Below are 16,203 nucleotides of genomic sequence, written 5' to 3' on the forward strand. Positions count from 1 at the left end.
GCGGCGGCGGTCGCCTCGCCTAATCCGACAGGAACTTCATCTGGTGCAAGCGATGCAGATCCATGATCGACGCCGCCGTTTCCTCGATGGAGCGGCGGGTGACGTCGATCATCGGCCATTTGCGCTCGTTGAACAGGCGCCTGGACTGGGCGATCTCGTCGGACACCATGGCGCGGTCCACATAGGGCGTATTGTCGGCGACATTGAGCGACAGCAGCCGATTCTCGCGAATCTGCACGATGCGCTCGGGCGAGGCCAGCAGGCCGACCACCAGCGGGCGGTTGAGCTGAAAAATCGCCTCGGGGATCGGCGCGCCGGGCACCAGCGGCAGATTTGCGGTCTTCACGCCGCGATTGGCGAGATAGATGCTGGTCGGGGTTTTCGACGTCCGGCTCACGCCGAGCAGCACCACGTCGGCGCTCTCGAATTCATCCACGCCCTGGCCGTCGTCATGGGCCATCGTATAGTTCAGCGCCTCGATGCGGCGGAAATATTCGGAATTGAGCGTGTGCTGGGCGCCGGGACGCGGGCTTTGCGCCGGGCCGAGATAGGAATGGAACAGGTTGACGATCGGCTCCAGCACCGACATCGACACCGCGCCGAATTCGGCGCAGGCCGATTGCAATTCGTCGCTGAGGGTCGGATCGACCAGCGTGTAGAGCACAATGCCCGGCGCCGACTGGATCTCGTTGATCACCCGCGCGAGCTGGTCGGCGTTGCGCACCAGCGGATAGACGTGCTCGATCGACACCGTGCCCTGATATTGCGCCGCCACCGCGCGGCTGACGGCGATCAGGGTTTCGCCGGTGGAATCGGACACAAGGTGAAGATGGAAATAGTTGCGGTTCATCGTCCTGACCTTCGGCGTGCGAGTCATTCTTTCTAGCGTTTTTTGTGGCGATGTGTAGCGGGGCGCTCTTTCTTTGCGTCGGCAAAAGGGATTAACTAAAAAAATGTTTGACTCCCTGTATCAGGATTTCACCGAAACGGCCGATCCCACGCGCGGCGCGCCCCGGCTGAAGCAAATGCGCGGAAAATTGCGGGCGGAGAAACTCGACGGCTTTCTCGTTCCCCGCGCCGACGCGCACCAGAACGAATATGTCGCGCCCTGCGAGGAGCGGTTGGCCTGGCTGACCGGTTTTACCGGCAGCGCCGGCTTCGCCATCGTGCTGCGCGACAAGGCCGCGCTGTTCGTCGATGGCCGCTACACGATTCAGGCGCGTGAGCAGGTGGATTCGCAAGCTTTCGCCGTCGTCCCGCTCGACCAAACCCCTCCGGCGGACTGGTTGGCGCAAAACGCGCGGAAAAAGGGTCGGATCGGTTACGATCCCTGGCTGCACACGCCCGCGCAGGTGGCGCGCTACGAGGCGGCGGCGCGGCGCGCGGGGGCGGAGCTGGTCGCGGTCGAGGCCAATCCCATCGACGCCTTGTGGCGCGACCGGCCCGCGCCGCCTTGCGGCCCCGTCGCGTTGCATTCGCTGAAGAACGCCGGCGAAAAGGCGGACAAGAAACTCGCCCGCCTGCGCGAGGGTCTGGCCGACGCCTTCCTCGTCAGCGATCCGCACGATCTCGCCTGGCTTTTCAACCTGCGCGGCGCCGACCTCGGCCATACGCCGGTCGCGCTCGGCTTCGCCCTGGTTTTCCGTGCGGAAAAACCGAAACTGTTCCTGGCGGCGGACAAGCTTTCCGCTCGGGTCGGCGCGGCGCTGGGCGCGCTGGCCGATCTCGCCGATCCGCAAGACCTGCCGGCGGTTTTGGCCGAGCTTGGCCGGAAAAAGCGCAGGATCCTGTTCGATTCCGCCACGGCGGCGGCGGCGCTCACGCAAATCGCCAGCGCGGCCGGCGCGGAAGTGGAGCTGGCGCAAAGCCCCATCGCGCTGATGAAGGCGCAAAAGAACGCCCGCGAACTCGATGGCGCCCGCGCCGCCCATTTGCGCGACGGCGTGGCCCTGACCAAATTTCTGTGCTGGTTCGACGCGCAGGCGCCGAAGGGAAAGCTCGCGGAAATCTCCGCCGCCCTGGCGCTGGAAAATTTTCGCCGCGACACCGGGGCGCTGAAAGACCTGTCCTTCCCCACCATTTCGGCTTTCGGCGCCCATGCCGCCCTGCCGCATTACCGCGTGACCGAAGCCTCCGACGCAAAAATCGGCAAGGGCGTCTATCTGGTGGATTCCGGGGCGCAATATCTCGACGGCACCACCGATGTCACCCGCACGGTGACGGTGGGGCCGCCCAGCAAAGCCTTTGTCGACGCCTATACGCGCGTGCTGAAAGGCCATATCGCCATCGCCCGCGCCTTGTTTCCGCGCGGAACAGTCGGCGCCCAACTCGACGCTTTGGCGCGCCTGTCCTTGTGGCGGGCGGGGCTCGACTTCGACCATGGCGTCGGCCATGGCGTCGGCTCCTACCTGTCGGTGCATGAGGGGCCGGCGCGCATTTCCAAAATGGGGATGGTGGCGCTGGAGTCGGGCATGATCCTCTCCAACGAGCCCGGCTATTACCGCGAGGGCGCGTTCGGCATCCGCATCGAGAATCTGGTGGCGGTGGAGCCGCGCAACATCGCCGGGGCCGAGCGTGACATGCTCGGCTTCGAGACCCTGACGCTGGCGCCGATCGACACGCGGCCGGTCGATGCGAAAATGCTCGATGCGGATGAAAAAGCCTGGCTCAACGCTTTTCACGCGAGGGTGCGGAAAATCCTGTCGCCGCTGCTTTCGCCGAAAGAACGCGCCTGGCTGAAGCGGGCGACAGCTTCCGTTTAGCTTCGGCTGCGTAAAATCAGGGCGACTGCTGGCAATCGCCGAGCCACAGCCTATATTTGAATTATTGGTCCGCCTGACGGAGACGATCCTTGGACGATGTGGTGAAATCGGCCCGCCCTCAGCGTGAGCGCACCGCCGAGAAGAATGATGCGCGCAAGCCGACCCGGGAAGAGGCCGAGGCCGCCGTAGCCACCTTGCTGGCCTGGGCCGGCGACGATCCCAGCCGCGAGGGTCTGCGCGACACGCCCGCGCGGGTCGCAAAGGCTTACGAGGAATTGTTCGCGGGCTACGCCCAGGATCCCTCCGACGTGCTCGACACCGTGTTCGAGGATGTCGGCGGTTACGGCGAAATGGTGCTGGTGCGGGACATTCCGTTCTATTCCCATTGCGAACACCACATGGCCCCGTTCTTCGGCCATGCCCATATCGCCTATTATCCGTCCGGCGGCGTGTTCGGCCTGTCGAAATTCGGGCGTCTCGTCGATATTTACGCGCGGCGCCTGCAAACGCAGGAGACCATGACCGCACAGATCCTGGCGGCGCTCGACGCCCGCCTGCATTCGCGCGGCGCGGCGGTGATGATCGAGGCCGAGCACATGTGCATGTCGATGCGCGGCGTGCGCAAGCCCGGCGCCTCGACCGTCACCATGCAGTTTTCCGGCCCGTTCAAGACCGATCCCGCCGAGCAGGCGCGGTTTCTTACTCTGGTGCGGGGCAGGTGACGCTTGCGGCGGCGAAACTTTCGCCGCCGAGTCTCACGTCCACAGATTAAGTTTCTGGCCCTGCTTGTCGGTGAAATTTCCGAACAGGATCATCACGAGATCATAGACGGTCCAGACGACGAAACCGCCGCCGGTCAGCAATTGCAGCAGGCCGGTCCAGATTTTCCCGACATAGAACCGGTGGAAGCCGAACAGGCCGAAGAAGAAGCATAGCAGCGCCGCCGGCAGGATGCGCTTGGTAGTGCCGGTGTTGGGCGCGCCGCAATTGGGGCAGGCGAGGGCGGATACGTGAATTTCACGACCGCAGCCCCGACAAATGCGCATTGTCGGGACTCCCGAGAGCAGGTTGGGCGCGCCGGCGGGACCAAAACTCATCGCAAATCCGGAGGGGTCGCCTCCGCTCCCAGGTTGGCCAGCGCCTCGTCCAGCGACGCAGAGGTCTGCGCCTGCGAACCGAGTCGCCGGATCGACACGGTGCGCTCCGCCGCCTCTTTCCGCCCCACCACGATGAGAACGGGAGTCTTGGCCAGCGACAATTCGCGCACCTTGTAATTGATTTTCTCATTACGCAGGTCGGCATCGACCCGCAAGCCGGCTTTTCGCGCCAGGGCCACGATCTCCAGCGCGTAATCGTCGGCGTCCGAGGTGATGGTGCAGACCATGGCCTGCACCGGCGACAGCCACAGCGGGAGATGGCCGGCGAAATGCTCGATGAGAATGCCGGTGAACCGCTCCAGCGAGCCGAAAATGGCGCGATGGATCATCACCGGCGTCTGCTTGTCCGAGTCCGGGCCGATGTAGAAGGCGCCGAACCGGCCCGGCAGGTTGAAATCGACCTGCGTCGTGCCGCATTGCCATTCGCGGCCGATGGCGTCGCGCAGGGTATATTCGAGCTTCGGGCCATAAAAGGCGCCTTCGCCGGGGTTGATCCCGGTCTTCACGCCCTGTTTCGTCAACTCGTCCAAAACCTGTTGCAGCGCGGCTTCGGCGCGGTCCCAATTGTCGTCGCTGCCCACCCGCTTTTCCGGCCGCGTGGACAGCTTCACCACAATGTCCTCGAACCCGAAATCCTTGTAGATGGTCATGACCATCTCGTTGATCTTCATGGCTTCCGCCATGATCTGATCTTCGGTGCAGAAAATGTGGGCGTCGTCCTGCGTGAAGGCGCGCACGCGCATCATGCCGTGAATTGCGCCGGACGGTTCGTAGCGATGGACAATGCCGAATTCGGCGATCTTCATCGGCAGGTCGCGGTACGATTTCAAGCCGTTCTTGAAAATCTGCACATGGCCCGGACAATTCATCGGCTTCAGCGCGAAAACCCGCTCATCTTCCGTCGTGGTGATGAACATGTTCTCGCGATAGGTCTGCCAATGGCCGGAGGTCTCCCACAGCGCGCGGTCCAGCACCTGCGGCGTGTTGACCTCGATATAGCCCAACGCCTGCTGGCGCCGTCGCATGAACGAAATCAGCGCCTGGAACAGGGTCCAGCCCTTGGGATGCCAGAAAATCGTGCCGGGGCCTTCCTCCTGGAAATGGAACAGGTCCATTTCGCGCCCGAGTCGGCGATGGTCGCGGCGCTCGGCCTCTTCCAACCGCTTGACATAGAGGTCGAGGTCGTCCTGCTTGGCGAAGGCGGTGGCGTAAATGCGCTGCAACATCGGCTTGGTGGAATCGCCGCGCCAATAGGCGCCCGCGACCTTCATCAGTTTAAAAGCCTGCCCGATCTTGCCGGTCGAGGGCATGTGCGGCCCCCGGCACAGGTCGAGCCAATCGCCCTGGCGATAGATCGAAATCTTCTGGTCGGCCGGAATCGTCTCCACCAACTCGACCTTGAACGCCTCGCCGTGCTTTTCGAACCAGGCCACCGCCTCGTCGCGCGACCATTCCTCGCGCACGATCGGTTTGTCGGCGGCGACGATCTCGCGCATCTTCTTCTCGATGGCGGCGAAATCGTCGGGGGTGAACGGCTGCTCGCGATAGAAATCGTAGTAAAACCCGTTCTCGATCACCGGCCCGATGGTGACCTGTACGCCGGGATAGAGCGTCTGCACCGCTTCGGCCAGCACATGGGCGGCGTCGTGCCGGATCAGTTCCAGCGCGCGCGGGTCGTCGCGGTTCAAAAATTCAATCTTGGCGTCGGCGGCGATCGGCGTGGCGGCGTCCACCATCTCGCCGTTCAGCATCATGGCGACGGTTTTCTTGGCCAGCGAAGGGGAGATGGATTTTGCGATGTCGAGGCCGGAAACACCGGCTTCATAGGCGCGCGACGCGCCATCGGGGAAGGCGATAATCATGTTTTCTCCTGCTCACTCGCCGAGACGAGCCGGCGTAAGCTGTTAGGCAGGTCCACTAACTAGCCATTTTGCCGCCGCCGCGCAATCGCGCGCGACAGCTTCCGCAATGTTCAAGCAAGCCTCCCGCCGGCGCGCCGCGCAAAAAGTGAAAATGCAATCCGCGCGACTCCGGAGTGAAAATCGGCAAATCACAACAGTGTGTTCATGATTTGTTTCATGTGAAACGTCCGCCGTAACGGAGAAATGGCGTAACTGATTGAATTAAAAGTCAATGCAGGCGTCGCCGCCAAGGGGCAAGCCCCGAGCCGCCCCGCACATCTTGTGTGCAACCGCTGAATTGCTTGGGCAAAAATCGTCAGTTTTTTGCGGATTTTTGCGAGAAATTCACAACAATCGCGCGCTTTTCCGCGATTTCGGCCGCGCCAAAAACAACCAAAGGTAGAAATTTCCACGACGATCGATGGTCCCCGTCGCCCTCATGCTGCGATCCCGTAGCCCCTCATGGTGAGGAGGCCGCGCAAGCGGGCGTCTCGAACCACGAGGGCGGTCCACGGGTCCGGCTGTCGCCGATGCGACGCATGGGGCAGCGCGCCCGTCTCGAATCATGGCCATCGAACCGGGACTTTGACCGTCCCCTCAATTATCGTCCGCCAGCCTCACAATCACATCCACCCCAACAATCCGCTTCCCCTTGGGCGCCTTCAACTGCAACTGATGGGTGACATCCTGCTCCATGTCGAACAGCACGGAGTGGTCTTCGTCGTAATAATGGCAATGCGACCCGGTTTTTGTGTCATACCAGACCTTTGCGCCATAAAGCGCGATCTCGCGCACCAGGCCGGCATCTGCGAACTGGTGCAGCGTATTGTAAACCGTCGCCCGCGACAGCGGCATCTTTAACGCCTGCGCCTCGGCGAAGACCTGTTCGGCGGTGACATGGCGGTCGCCGGCGACAAACAGCAGGCTGGCGATGCTCACCCTCTGCCGGGTCGGGCGCAATTCGGCGCCGCGCAGCTTTTCCCGCACCAGACGCGCCAGCGCCCCGTTGACCCAGTCATAGGCCGGTTTGGCGACCTTTGCGCCAATCTTGATCGTCGTTTGCGCCGTCATGCTTACCTCTCCGGTGTCAGGATTAGCACGGTCAAACATTCTTAGAAAGACTCTAAGTTTGTCTTGTTGCCACCAAAGCAAGACCGGCGCCAGAAACGCCGAAGCCGGCTCTTGACGACCTGTCGCAACACGGCCAGAATCGCGAAAGCCAAGGGGAGCCCCGGCAGGGGGCTGAGAGGCTGGCGGCGGTTGCAACAAACCGGCCCGGCGACCCTCACACCTGATCCAGTTCGTACTGGCGGAGGGATGGCGCGAAACGACCCGGCTGCAAAATCTCCAGCACGAGCCTTTCCGCGCCGACAGATGCGGGAGGTTTGTTCGTGCGGGTACGACTCATCGGGGCGGGCGCCGCCGGCCTGACGGCGGCTTTCGAACTTGTCCGCCACGCCGAAACGCTCAAGCGCGACATCGCCGTCGAACTGGTCGAAAAGGCCGAGGGGCCGGGGCGGGGCTGCTCGCATTACGCCGGCGGCATGATCGCGCCCTGGTGCGAGGCCGAATCGACCGAACCCATCGTCGCAACGCTCGGCGAAGAGGCGCTGGAATTCTGGACGCAAACCTTTCCGGTCGCGGAAAAGCGCGGCAGCCTCGTGGTCGCGCCGAAACGGGACCGGCCCGATCTCCTCCAATTCTCCCGCCGCACCAAAAACTTCGTCACCCTCGACCGCGAAGGTCTGGCCGCGCTCGAACCCGACCTCGCCGCAAACTTTGATACCGCGCTCTATTTCGAGCAGGAGGCCCATCTCGCCCCCCGCCAAGCCCTGGCGAAACTGGCCGAACACCTCGCCACAAAACCCAACGTGACCCTGCGCTACGGCGTGGACGCCACAACCCTGCCCAACGACGCCGACTGGACCCTCGACTGTCGCGGTTTCGCCGCCAAGCCGGAGCTGAAGAACCTGCGTGGGGTCAAGGGTGAAATGATGATTCTCCGCGCCCCCGACATCAATCTGACCCGCCCCGTGCGCATGGTCCACCCGCGCCATCCGGTCTATCTGGTCCCGCGTCCGGACGGAACGATCATGGTCGGCGCCACCATGTACGAGAACGAGGAGCGCGCCCGCGTCACCGCCGAAAGTTTGGTGGAGCTGGTGAATTCCGCCTTCGCCCTCAACCCCGCTTTCGCCCAGGCCGAGGTGGTGGAGACCGGCTCCGACGTGCGCCCGAGTTTCGCCGACAATCTCCCGCGCATCCGCCGCGAGGGCAAAAAGCTCTACCTCAACGGCCTCTACCGCCACGGTTTCCTGCTCTCGCCGCCCCTCGCAAGCCGGGCGGCGCGCGTCGTCTTGGAAGACGCCTATTTCCCGGAGGTGATGGATGAAGATCGCGGTCAACGGCGAAGCGCTTGATGCGAGAGCGGAGACGCTCAAAGCTCTGCTGAGCGAACTGGACTACGATTCCGCCGTGGTCGCCACGGCGGTCAACGAGGTTTTCGTCCGCGCCAAGGACCGCGCGGCGACCGCGTTGAAGGACGGGGACAGAGTTGAAGTCCTCAGCCCGAGGCAGGGAGGCTGACAGGAAGGCTGAAATGCGCGCCGAGAAACAGCGGTCGCAACGAGTCCGCAACAGGAAAGGCGCCGGGGTAGCCGCTTTCCTCGTCGCCGCAATCGCGCTATGCTGGGCCGACAAGGACGCTTCGTGACGCGCTGGATTCGCCTCATTGTCTCAATATTGGCGCTGGTCGGCCTGATGGCTTCGACGGCGGCGGTCGCGCGTCCCCATCCCGGCGGACACGTCCATTACGCCCAGGCGAGCGCGCAGCCTTCCAGCGCGCATTCTTGCTGTCCCAACCAACCCGAGCCGTCCCCTGACCATTCCGGCGCGCCGGACTGCTGCCTCGCCGGCCTTTGCGCCTGCGTCGCGTCGGCCTTTGCGCCGCCGCTCGCGCTCAACCAAAAGGCGCCCGCGTTCGTCACGGCCGTGCGTCCGCCGCCGCGCGCGTCGCGGCTCGCGAGTCTGTCGCGCCCGCCCGACCCGAGACCTCCCAAAGCCTGACTCCGCCGCGCGCTGCGCCTTTCGCGCCGCGCCTCGCCTTGTCCTGCGCGCCGTTTATCGGCGGGAGTCGTCCCATGTTCAGAACCTTATCCCTTGCGGGCGCGTTTGCGCTCGCCGCGCTGCTGTGCGCGCCCGCGCCAACGCGCGCCGAACCGGAAATCCTGTTCTATCGCGACCCGATGGGCGGCCCGGACCTGTCGAAAACGCCAAAGAAAGACGCCATGGGCATGGACTTCCTGCCCGTGCGCGCCTCGGACCTCGCGGGTCGTCTGCCCGCGCTCGACGGCGCGCCGCCACCCCATCGCAAGATTCTCTATTACCGCAACCCGATGGGGTTGGCCGACGTCTCCGCGACGCCCAAAAAAGACGCGATGGGGATGGATTACATCCCCGTCACCGAGGGCGACGAGGCCGATTCGACCACGATCAAACTCTCGCCGGGCAAAATCCAGCGCGCCGGCGTGCGCTCCGAGGCCGCGCGGCTGAAAACCCTGACCGCCACCCTGCGCGCGCCCGGAACCATCCAGATCGACGAGCGCCGCCAGACCATTGTCGCGACCCGCTCGCCGGCCTTCATCGAGAAGGTCGGCGAGGCCACCACCGGCGAAGCCGTGCGCAAGGGGCAAATCCTGTTCCGCTTCTATGCGCCGGATGCGTCGGCGGCGGCGGCGCAATATGCCGCCAATCCCGGCTACGAGGGCGCGCGCACCCGGCTCGACGTGCTCAACATTCCCGAAGCAACCATCGCCGAAATCGCGCGCACCCACAAAGCGCCGCTGAGCATCGCCTGGCCGGCGCCGCACGACGGCGTCATCCTGGAGCGCAACGCCATCGAGGGCATGAAGGCCGAAGCCGGCCAGACCCTGTTCCGCCTCGCCGATCTCTCCTTGGTCTGGGCGCTGGTCGATGTCGCCGAGCGCGACGCCGTCAGGCTGAAACCGGGCCAGAGCGTCACGCTTTTCGCGCGCGGCGCCCCGGAGCGCAAATTTTCCGGCCGCATCACCGTGATCTACCCGCAAATCAACCGCGACAGCCGCACCGCCCGCGTCCGCGTCGAACTCGCCAACCCCGATCTTTTCCTGCGGCCCGACATGTATGTCGAGGCGGAGATCGCGACGGAACAGGCCAAGCCCGTCGTCACCGTTCCCACCAGCGCGGTGCTGGATTCCGGTTTGCGCAAGATCGTGCTGGTCGATCTGGGCGAGGGGCGTTTCGCCCCGCGCGAGGTGCGGTTGGGCCGCCAAAGCGAAGGCGTCACGGAAATCGGCGACGGCCTCGCCGAGGGCGAGCAAGTGGTTGTCACCGCCACCTTCCTGATCGATTCCGAAAGCAACCTCAAAGCCGCGCTGCAAAGCCTCGCGCCGGAGCAAAAGCCATGATCGCGCGTCTGATTGACTGGTCGGCGCGCAATCTGCTGCTCGTCTTCATCGGCGCCTTGTTCGCGGCGGGCGCCGGCGTGCTGGCGCTGAAAACCCTGCCGCTCGACGCGCTGCCGGACCTCTCGGACACCCAGGTCATCGTCTACACCGATTATCCCGGACAGGCGCCGCAGGTGGTGGAGGATCAGGTCACCTATCCGCTCGCCAGCGCTTTGCTCACCGCGCCGCATTCAAAAGTGGTGCGCGGTTTCTCCTTCTTCGGCGTCAGCTTCGTCTATGTGATTTTTGAAGACGGAACCGACATTTACTGGGCGCGCTCGCGCGTGCTGGAAACGCTCAATGGCGCCGCGAAGCTGCCGGCTGGCGTCACCCCGACGCTCGGGCCGGACGCAACCGGCGTCGGCTGGGTCTATCAATATGCGCTGGTTGCGAAAAACCTGACGCTGGCGCAATTGCGCTCCGTGCAAGACTGGACCTTGCGCTACGGTCTCGCCAAGGCCGGGGGCGTGTCGGAAATCGCCAGCGTCGGCGGCTTCGTCAAGCAATACAATATCGTGGTCGATCCCAACCGGTTGCGCGCGTTAAATGTGCCGCTGACGAAAATTCGCGACGCCCTGCGCCTCAGCAATGCCGATTTCGGCGGCCGCAGCCTGGAGCTGTCCGAATATGAATTCATCGTGCGCGGGCGCGGTTTTCTTCGCGGTATTGAAGACATCGAGAGCATCGTGCTGCGCGCCGACAATGGCACGCCGCTGTTGCTCAAGGACGTCGCCCGCGTCGAACTCGGGCCGGACGAACGGCGCGGCCTCACCGAACTGAACGGCGAGGGCGAGGTGGCCAGCGGCATCGTGCTGCAACGCCAGGGCGCCAACGCGCTCGATGTCATCGACAATGTCAAGGCGGCGCTGAAGCAGGTGGCGACGAGCCTGCCTGAGGGCGTCGATATCGTTCCGGTTTACGACCGCTCGCGCCTGATCCATGCCGCCATTGCAACGCTGCAATCGACCCTGTTCGAGGAGAGCCTGATCGTCGCGCTGGTCTGCGTGGTGTTCCTGCTGCATCTGCGCAGCGCGCTGGTGGCGATCCTGATGCTGCCGGTCGGCGTTCTCATGGCCTTCGCCGCCATGAAGGCGCTGGGACTCGGCGCCAACATCATGAGTCTGGGCGGCATAGCCATCGCCATCGGCGCCATGGTGGACGCGGCCATCGTCATGATCGAGAACGCCCACAAGCATCTGGAGCGCGCGCCAAACGCGCCGCGCCTAAATGTGCTGATCGCGGCGGCGAGCGAGGTGGGACCGGCGCTGTTCTTCAGCCTGCTGATCATCACCGTTTCCTTCCTGCCGATTTTCACGCTGGAGGCGCAGGAGGGCCGGATGTTCAGCCCGCTCGCCTATACCAAAACCTTCTCCATGGCGGCGGCGGCGCTGTTGTCGGTGACGTTCGTCCCGGCGCTGATGGTGGTGTTCGTGCGCGGCAAAATCGTCAGCGAGCAAAAAAATCCGCTCAACCGCCTGCTGATCTGGGCCTACCGCCCGATGATCTCCGGCGTTTTGCGCGCGCGCCTGCTCACAATGGGCGTCGCGCTTCTGGCGCTGGCGGCGACATGGTTTCCCGCGCAAAAAATCGGCGGCGAATTCATGCCGACCCTGAACGAGGGCACGCTGTTCTACATGCCGACGGCGCTGCCCGGCCTGTCCGTGACCAAGGCGGCGGAGCTGCTGCAAAAACAGGACGCCATCATCAAAAGCTTTCCGGAAGTGGAGAGCGTTTTTGGCAAGGCCGGCCGCGCCGCCACCGCCACCGATCCCGCGCCGATGGAAATGTTCGAGACCATCATCGCGCTCAAGCCTCAGGAAAACTGGCGGCCCGGCCTGACCACCGAAAAACTGGTGGCGGACCTGGACGCGGCGCTGCAATTCCCCGGCGTGTCCAACGCCTGGACCATGCCGATCAAGGCGCGACTCGATATGCTCGCGACCGGCATTCGCACCCCGGTCGGCGTCAAGATTTTCGGGCGCGACCTCGGGCAGATCGAGGGTCTCGCGCGCGAAGTCGAGCAGGCGCTGAAGAAAGTGTCGGGCACGGCCAGCGCCTATGCCGAGCGCATCACCGGCGGCTATTACGTCGAAATCGTCCCGGACCGCGCCGCGCTGGCGCGCTACGGGCTGACGATCGGCGACGTGCAGGATCTCGCGGCGGCGGCGCTGGGCGGCGAGACCGTCACCACCACGGTCGAGGGTCGCGAGCGTTATGGCGTAACCATCCGCTATCCCCGCGATTTCCGCGACAGCCCGGAAACCATCGCCCGCGAAGCTCTGCTCGCTCTGCCGGGCGGCGGAACCGTCCCGCTCGGCGAGGTCGCGCAAATTTCGCGCACACGCGGCCCAGCCTCGATCCGCACCGAAAACGGCCAACTCGCGGCTTACGTTTTCGTCGACGTGCGCGACCGCGACATCGGCTCCTACGTCGCGGCGGCGCAACAGGCGGTGGAGCGCGACGTCGCTTTTCCGGCGGGCGCCTATGCGGTCTGGAGCGGCCAGTTCGAATATATGCAGCGGGCGCGGGCGCGGCTGAACATTGTCGCGCCCGTGACTCTGCTGATCATCTTCCTGCTGCTCTATCTCAATTTCCGCCGCGTGACGGAAACCCTGATCGTGATGGCCTCGCTGCCGTTCGCGCTGGTCGGCGGCGTCTGGCTGATGGCGGCTCTCGGCTTCAACATGTCGGTCGCCGTGGCGGTCGGCTTCATCGCGCTGGCCGGCGTCGCGGCGGAAACCGGGGTGGTCATGCTGATCTATCTCGACCACGCCTGGCGCGACGTCCGCGCCGAATGTCTGGCCGAAAACCGCGCGGCGACGCGGGCCGACCTGCATCGCGCGGTGATGCGCGGCGCGGTCGAGCGCGTGCGCCCGAAAATGATGACGGTGGCGGCGATCATCGCCGGCCTGGCGCCGATCCTGTGGAGTCACGGCGCGGGGTCGGAAGTGATGCAGCGCATCGCCGCGCCGATGATCGGCGGCATGGTGTCCTCGACCGTGCTGACGCTGATCGTCATCCCCGCGCTCTACGATCTCATCAAGGGCTTTGGTCTGGAAAAAGGAGAAAGACAATGAAGAGACGCATGATGCTCGCCGCAATGGCCATGGTTTTGGCCGCGCCCGCCGTCGCGGCGGAGCCGGCCGAGGGGGTGGGCGTGGTCAACGCCATCGACGCGGCGAAACACCGGCTCAACATCACCCATCAAGCCATCGCCGCGCTGAAATGGCCGGGCATGACCATGGATTTCCAGACGGCGCCGGCGCTCGATCTCTCGGGCCTGAAACCCGGCGAGAAAATCCGCTTCACGCTCGGGCGCGACGCGCAGGGCCTCTATGTCATCGAGGCGGTGACGCCCGAAACGCATTGAGACGGGACGCCTGTGTCCGGCGCGCGAATGGGGCTTGACTAAGGCGCGGCGCGACGAAACCATGAGGTTGAGCGGCCGGTGGCCTTGGTCAAGGCGTGGAATTGCAATGCCCATGGAAAAGAGGTTCCCGTTCGGCGAGGTGGCATGAACCACTCAAATCTGGACAGCCGCCCGCACGCCATCCTCGTCGCGCTCGTCCTCGTCCTCGTCGCGACGCTGTTGCGCCTGACCTTGCTGCAATCGTGGGGCGCGAGCTTCGCCTTCATCACCTTCTATCCCGCGGTGATGTTAGCGGTGCTCCATGGAGGGGCGGCGTCGGGACTCACGGCCACCCTGGCTTCGACGGCGATCGCCGACTATTTCTGGTTGGAGCCTGCGGGTTCGCTTGTCGTCGCCGCGCCGAATCAATGGCTGGCGCTGGCGGTTTTCGTGGCCTCGAACCTGCTGGTGGTCAGGGTCGCCGGCCAAAAGGAGCGCGCCTGCGACCAACTCAGGCTGCTGGAGCGCGCGCGCGTCGAGGATTTTGAACGGCGCGCCGAAGAGTTGGAGCGGCAAGTCGCCAAACGCACGGCCTCCCTGGACAAGGAGATTTCCGAGCGCCGCCGCGCCGAAGCCGATCTTTGGCAGGCGACGGCGATCCTGCGCGGCATCGGCCAGCACTCGCCCGATCCGATCTATGTCAAGGATGTCGAGGGCCGATTTCTCTACGCCAATCCCGCCGTGCTCGCGGTCATCGGAAAGAGCGCGGCGGAGGTGCTCGGCAGCACCGACGCCGAATTGCATTCCAACGACGAGCAGGCCGCCGCCGTCATGGCCAACGACAGGCGGATCATGCGCGGCGGCGCCGCCGAAGTGATCGAGGAGCGTTGGGACGGCGCCGGCCCGCGCCAGCGCATCTTCCGTTCGGCCAAGGCGCCTCTTTTGCTCGACGACGGATCGCTCGCCGGCATCGTCTGCGTGTCCTCCGACATCACCCAAAGCAAGGCCGCCGAGCAGGAATTGCGCATGGCCAAGGCCGAGGCGGAGCGCGCGGTGCTGGCGCGCTCGAAATTCCTGGCCGCCGCCAGTCACGATCTGCGCCAGCCCGTGCAATCGCTGGTCCTGCTGCTGGCGATGCTGAAACAGAACGCCGTGGCGCCGAAAGTGGTCAAGGCGGCGGAACTGATGGGACAGGCGCTGGATGGCCTGACCCTGCTGCTGAACAGCATTCTCGACATGTCGCGCCTCGACGCCGGCGTGGTCATGCCGCAAGTGCGGAGCGTCGATGTCGGGGCGTTGCTGGACCGGTTGTCGGGCGAATACGCCGCTCAGGCCGAAGCCAGGGCCTTGCGGTTCAAGGGATCGGGCCTCCAGGCCTGGCGCGCGACGCTCCATGCCCGGACCGATCCGGCGCTGCTGGAGCGCGCGCTGCGCAACCTGATCGAGAACGCGCTCCGCTACACGCGGCGGGGCGGCGTCCTCGTCGGCGTGCGGCGACGCGGCGACCGCGTGCGGATCGACGTGGTCGATACCGGCGTCGGCATCGCCGCCGAAAAGCTGTCGCACATTTTCGAGGAGTTTTACCAGGTCTCGAGTGCGGGCCGCGAGCGCGCCAACGGACTTGGACTCGGCCTGTCCATCGTCGAGCGCATCGCGCATCTGCTGGGGGCGGAGATCGAGGTCCGGTCGCGCGAAGGGAGGGGAAGCCGCTTCTCGCTGCTGCTGCCGCTGGATGACGAACCGGCGGGGACGGCGGTCCCGCCGGACGCCACCGGGGCCGAAACCGGGCGCATCCTGGTGATCGACGACGACGAGGCGGTGCGGTTCGGCCTGCGGATGCTGCTGGAAGGCTGGGGCTACCAAACCATCGCGGCGGCTTCCGGCGACGAAGCGCTCGCCCTCGGCGCGGCGGAGGCGTGGCGCTTCGACGCCATTGTCGCGGATCACCGCCTCGGCCCCGGCCTGACCGGCGTGGCGACCGTCCATGAAATTCAAGCCCGCGCCGGCCGGACCTTCCCGACCCTCGTCGTCACCGGCGACACCGCGCCCGAGCGCATCGCCGAGATTCACGCCAGCGGCTTCGATTTGCTGCACAAGCCCGCGGGCGCCAGGGAGCTGCGGCTCAGGATGGCGCGTCTCCTGGCGGGGGCGCCGCGCGAGGATTGACTGCGCGACTGAGTCTGCGCCGCCCCGGTCTGGCCGTCCTGTTCTGCCTTTCCGGCTGGCGCGAGGGCCTGGCCGAATGTCTGGCCCGCCGGGAGACCGCCGCGCCGCTCGTCCGCGAAATCGCGCCGCATCTCGCGCTTCTGCCGGCGGGCGCGCCGCCGCCCAATCCCCATGACCTGATCGCCTCGTGATCTACGACGCGCCGGCGGGGCCGGCCAGTCGGTGGGCGTCGAGATGGTCTTTCGAGACATCGACGCCGATGGCATCATTCTGCATCTTTTCCGCGCCTCTGCTTGTCATCCGGGGCTCTCCTCCAGGTATCAGTCCAGGCCAAAAGGAAAAGACGAGGGCGATCGAACTCCAACTCGACCCGTCAAACGGTCG

The 16,203-nt window shown here is 65.1% G+C and carries 14 protein-coding genes and 1 riboswitch; of the genes, 10 read left to right on the plus strand and 4 right to left on the minus strand.

Features of this window, described 5'->3' with window-relative positions:
* Nucleotides 1-19: 19 nt before the first annotated feature.
* The gene (locus CCR94_RS20455) at nucleotides 20-850 is read right to left on the minus strand and encodes a pyruvate, water dikinase regulatory protein (protein WP_104509697.1); all 831 of its coding nucleotides are present in this window, start codon (nucleotides 848-850) and stop codon (nucleotides 20-22) included.
* A gap of 103 nt (nucleotides 851-953) precedes the next feature.
* Here CCR94_RS20455 and CCR94_RS20460 point away from each other — a divergent pair, with 103 nt between their 5' ends.
* Both CCR94_RS20460 and folE read left to right on the plus strand, forming a co-directional pair.
* The gene (locus CCR94_RS20460) at nucleotides 954-2,762 is read left to right on the plus strand and encodes an aminopeptidase P family protein (RefSeq protein ID WP_104509699.1); all 1,809 of its coding nucleotides are present in this window, start codon (nucleotides 954-956) and stop codon (nucleotides 2,760-2,762) included.
* 89 nt (nucleotides 2,763-2,851) lie between these two features.
* The gene (folE, locus tag CCR94_RS20465) at nucleotides 2,852-3,484 is read left to right on the plus strand and encodes a GTP cyclohydrolase I FolE (protein ID WP_104509701.1); all 633 of its coding nucleotides are present in this window, start codon (nucleotides 2,852-2,854) and stop codon (nucleotides 3,482-3,484) included.
* A 33-nt stretch (nucleotides 3,485-3,517) separates the two neighbouring features.
* Here folE and CCR94_RS20470 read toward each other — a convergent pair whose 3' ends face one another.
* The 3 genes from CCR94_RS20470 to irrA all read right to left on the minus strand — a co-directional run bounded on the left by CCR94_RS20470 (nucleotide 3,518) and on the right by irrA (nucleotide 6,891).
* A complete protein-coding gene (locus tag CCR94_RS20470) occupies nucleotides 3,518-3,859 on the minus strand; it encodes an NINE protein (RefSeq protein WP_206605875.1) in 342 nt (113 codons plus the stop codon).
* Nucleotides 3,856-5,781 (minus strand): threonine--tRNA ligase, encoded by a 1,926-nt coding sequence (gene thrS, locus CCR94_RS20475; RefSeq protein ID WP_104509703.1) that lies wholly within the window; start codon nucleotides 5,779-5,781, stop codon nucleotides 3,856-3,858. The genes CCR94_RS20470 and thrS overlap by 4 nt, the downstream gene beginning before the upstream one ends.
* A gap of 636 nt (nucleotides 5,782-6,417) precedes the next feature.
* Nucleotides 6,418-6,891: an iron response transcriptional regulator IrrA gene (gene irrA, locus CCR94_RS20480; RefSeq protein ID WP_104509706.1), complete on the minus strand. Its 474-nt coding sequence runs from the start codon at nucleotides 6,889-6,891 to the stop codon at nucleotides 6,418-6,420.
* Nucleotides 6,892-7,032: 141 nt separating this feature from the next.
* Nucleotides 7,033-7,155, plus strand: a riboswitch (TPP riboswitch).
* 56 nt (nucleotides 7,156-7,211) lie between these two features.
* On the opposite strand from irrA, the gene CCR94_RS20485 reads away from it, so the two are divergent.
* From CCR94_RS20485 to CCR94_RS20520, 8 genes are all read left to right on the plus strand, one after another.
* On the plus strand, nucleotides 7,212-8,240 hold the full coding sequence (locus tag CCR94_RS20485) for an FAD-dependent oxidoreductase (RefSeq protein ID WP_104509860.1): 1,029 nt from the start codon (nucleotides 7,212-7,214) through the stop codon (nucleotides 8,238-8,240).
* On the plus strand, nucleotides 8,209-8,406 hold the full coding sequence (gene thiS / locus CCR94_RS20490; protein ID WP_104509709.1) for a sulfur carrier protein ThiS: 198 nt from the start codon (nucleotides 8,209-8,211) through the stop codon (nucleotides 8,404-8,406). Before CCR94_RS20485 ends, thiS begins: the two co-directional genes overlap by 32 nt.
* Nucleotides 8,407-8,529: 123 nt before the next feature.
* Complete coding sequence (locus CCR94_RS20495) at nucleotides 8,530-8,886, plus strand: hypothetical protein (RefSeq protein WP_146090123.1); 357 nt, start codon at nucleotides 8,530-8,532, stop codon at nucleotides 8,884-8,886.
* 74 nt (nucleotides 8,887-8,960) lie between these two features.
* On the plus strand, nucleotides 8,961-10,265 hold the full coding sequence (locus tag CCR94_RS20500) for an efflux RND transporter periplasmic adaptor subunit (protein ID WP_104509715.1): 1,305 nt from the start codon (nucleotides 8,961-8,963) through the stop codon (nucleotides 10,263-10,265).
* Nucleotides 10,262-13,381, plus strand: a complete 3,120-nt coding sequence (locus tag CCR94_RS20505; RefSeq protein WP_104509717.1) for an efflux RND transporter permease subunit — start codon at nucleotides 10,262-10,264, stop codon at nucleotides 13,379-13,381. The genes CCR94_RS20500 and CCR94_RS20505 overlap by 4 nt, the downstream gene beginning before the upstream one ends.
* On the plus strand, nucleotides 13,378-13,674 hold the full coding sequence (locus tag CCR94_RS20510) for a copper-binding protein (protein WP_104509719.1): 297 nt from the start codon (nucleotides 13,378-13,380) through the stop codon (nucleotides 13,672-13,674). The genes CCR94_RS20505 and CCR94_RS20510 overlap by 4 nt, the downstream gene beginning before the upstream one ends.
* Nucleotides 13,675-13,818: 144 nt before the next feature.
* Nucleotides 13,819-15,819 (plus strand): ATP-binding protein, encoded by a 2,001-nt coding sequence (locus tag CCR94_RS20515; RefSeq protein ID WP_104509721.1) that lies wholly within the window; start codon nucleotides 13,819-13,821, stop codon nucleotides 15,817-15,819.
* Nucleotides 15,816-16,010, plus strand: coding sequence for a P-loop NTPase family protein (locus CCR94_RS20520; protein WP_104509723.1), 195 nt, complete (start codon nucleotides 15,816-15,818; stop codon nucleotides 16,008-16,010). Before CCR94_RS20515 ends, CCR94_RS20520 begins: the two co-directional genes overlap by 4 nt.
* Nucleotides 16,011-16,203 lie beyond the last annotated feature (193 nt).

Origin of the sequence: Rhodoblastus sphagnicola (genome assembly GCF_002937075.1) — a bacterium.
In the GTDB taxonomy this organism is placed as follows: Bacteria; Pseudomonadota; Alphaproteobacteria; order Rhizobiales; family Beijerinckiaceae; genus Rhodoblastus; species Rhodoblastus sphagnicola.

Coding starts and splice junctions, on each gene's coding strand:
- thiS (WP_104509709.1), top strand. CDS start 8,209: ATGAAGATCGCGGTCAACGGCGAAGCGCTTGATGCGAGAGCGGAGACG.
- CCR94_RS20460 (WP_104509699.1), top strand. CDS start 954: ATGTTTGACTCCCTGTATCAGGATTTCACCGAAACGGCCGATCCCACG.
- CCR94_RS20470 (WP_206605875.1), bottom strand. CDS start 3,859: ATGAGTTTTGGTCCCGCCGGCGCGCCCAACCTGCTCTCGGGAGTCCCG.
- irrA (WP_104509706.1), bottom strand. CDS start 6,891: ATGACGGCGCAAACGACGATCAAGATTGGCGCAAAGGTCGCCAAACCG.
- CCR94_RS20510 (WP_104509719.1), top strand. CDS start 13,378: ATGAAGAGACGCATGATGCTCGCCGCAATGGCCATGGTTTTGGCCGCG.
- CCR94_RS20455 (WP_104509697.1), bottom strand. CDS start 850: ATGAACCGCAACTATTTCCATCTTCACCTTGTGTCCGATTCCACCGGC.
- CCR94_RS20505 (WP_104509717.1), top strand. CDS start 10,262: ATGATCGCGCGTCTGATTGACTGGTCGGCGCGCAATCTGCTGCTCGTC.
- thrS (WP_104509703.1), bottom strand. CDS start 5,781: ATGATTATCGCCTTCCCCGATGGCGCGTCGCGCGCCTATGAAGCCGGT.
- CCR94_RS20500 (WP_104509715.1), top strand. CDS start 8,961: ATGTTCAGAACCTTATCCCTTGCGGGCGCGTTTGCGCTCGCCGCGCTG.
- CCR94_RS20515 (WP_104509721.1), top strand. CDS start 13,819: ATGAACCACTCAAATCTGGACAGCCGCCCGCACGCCATCCTCGTCGCG.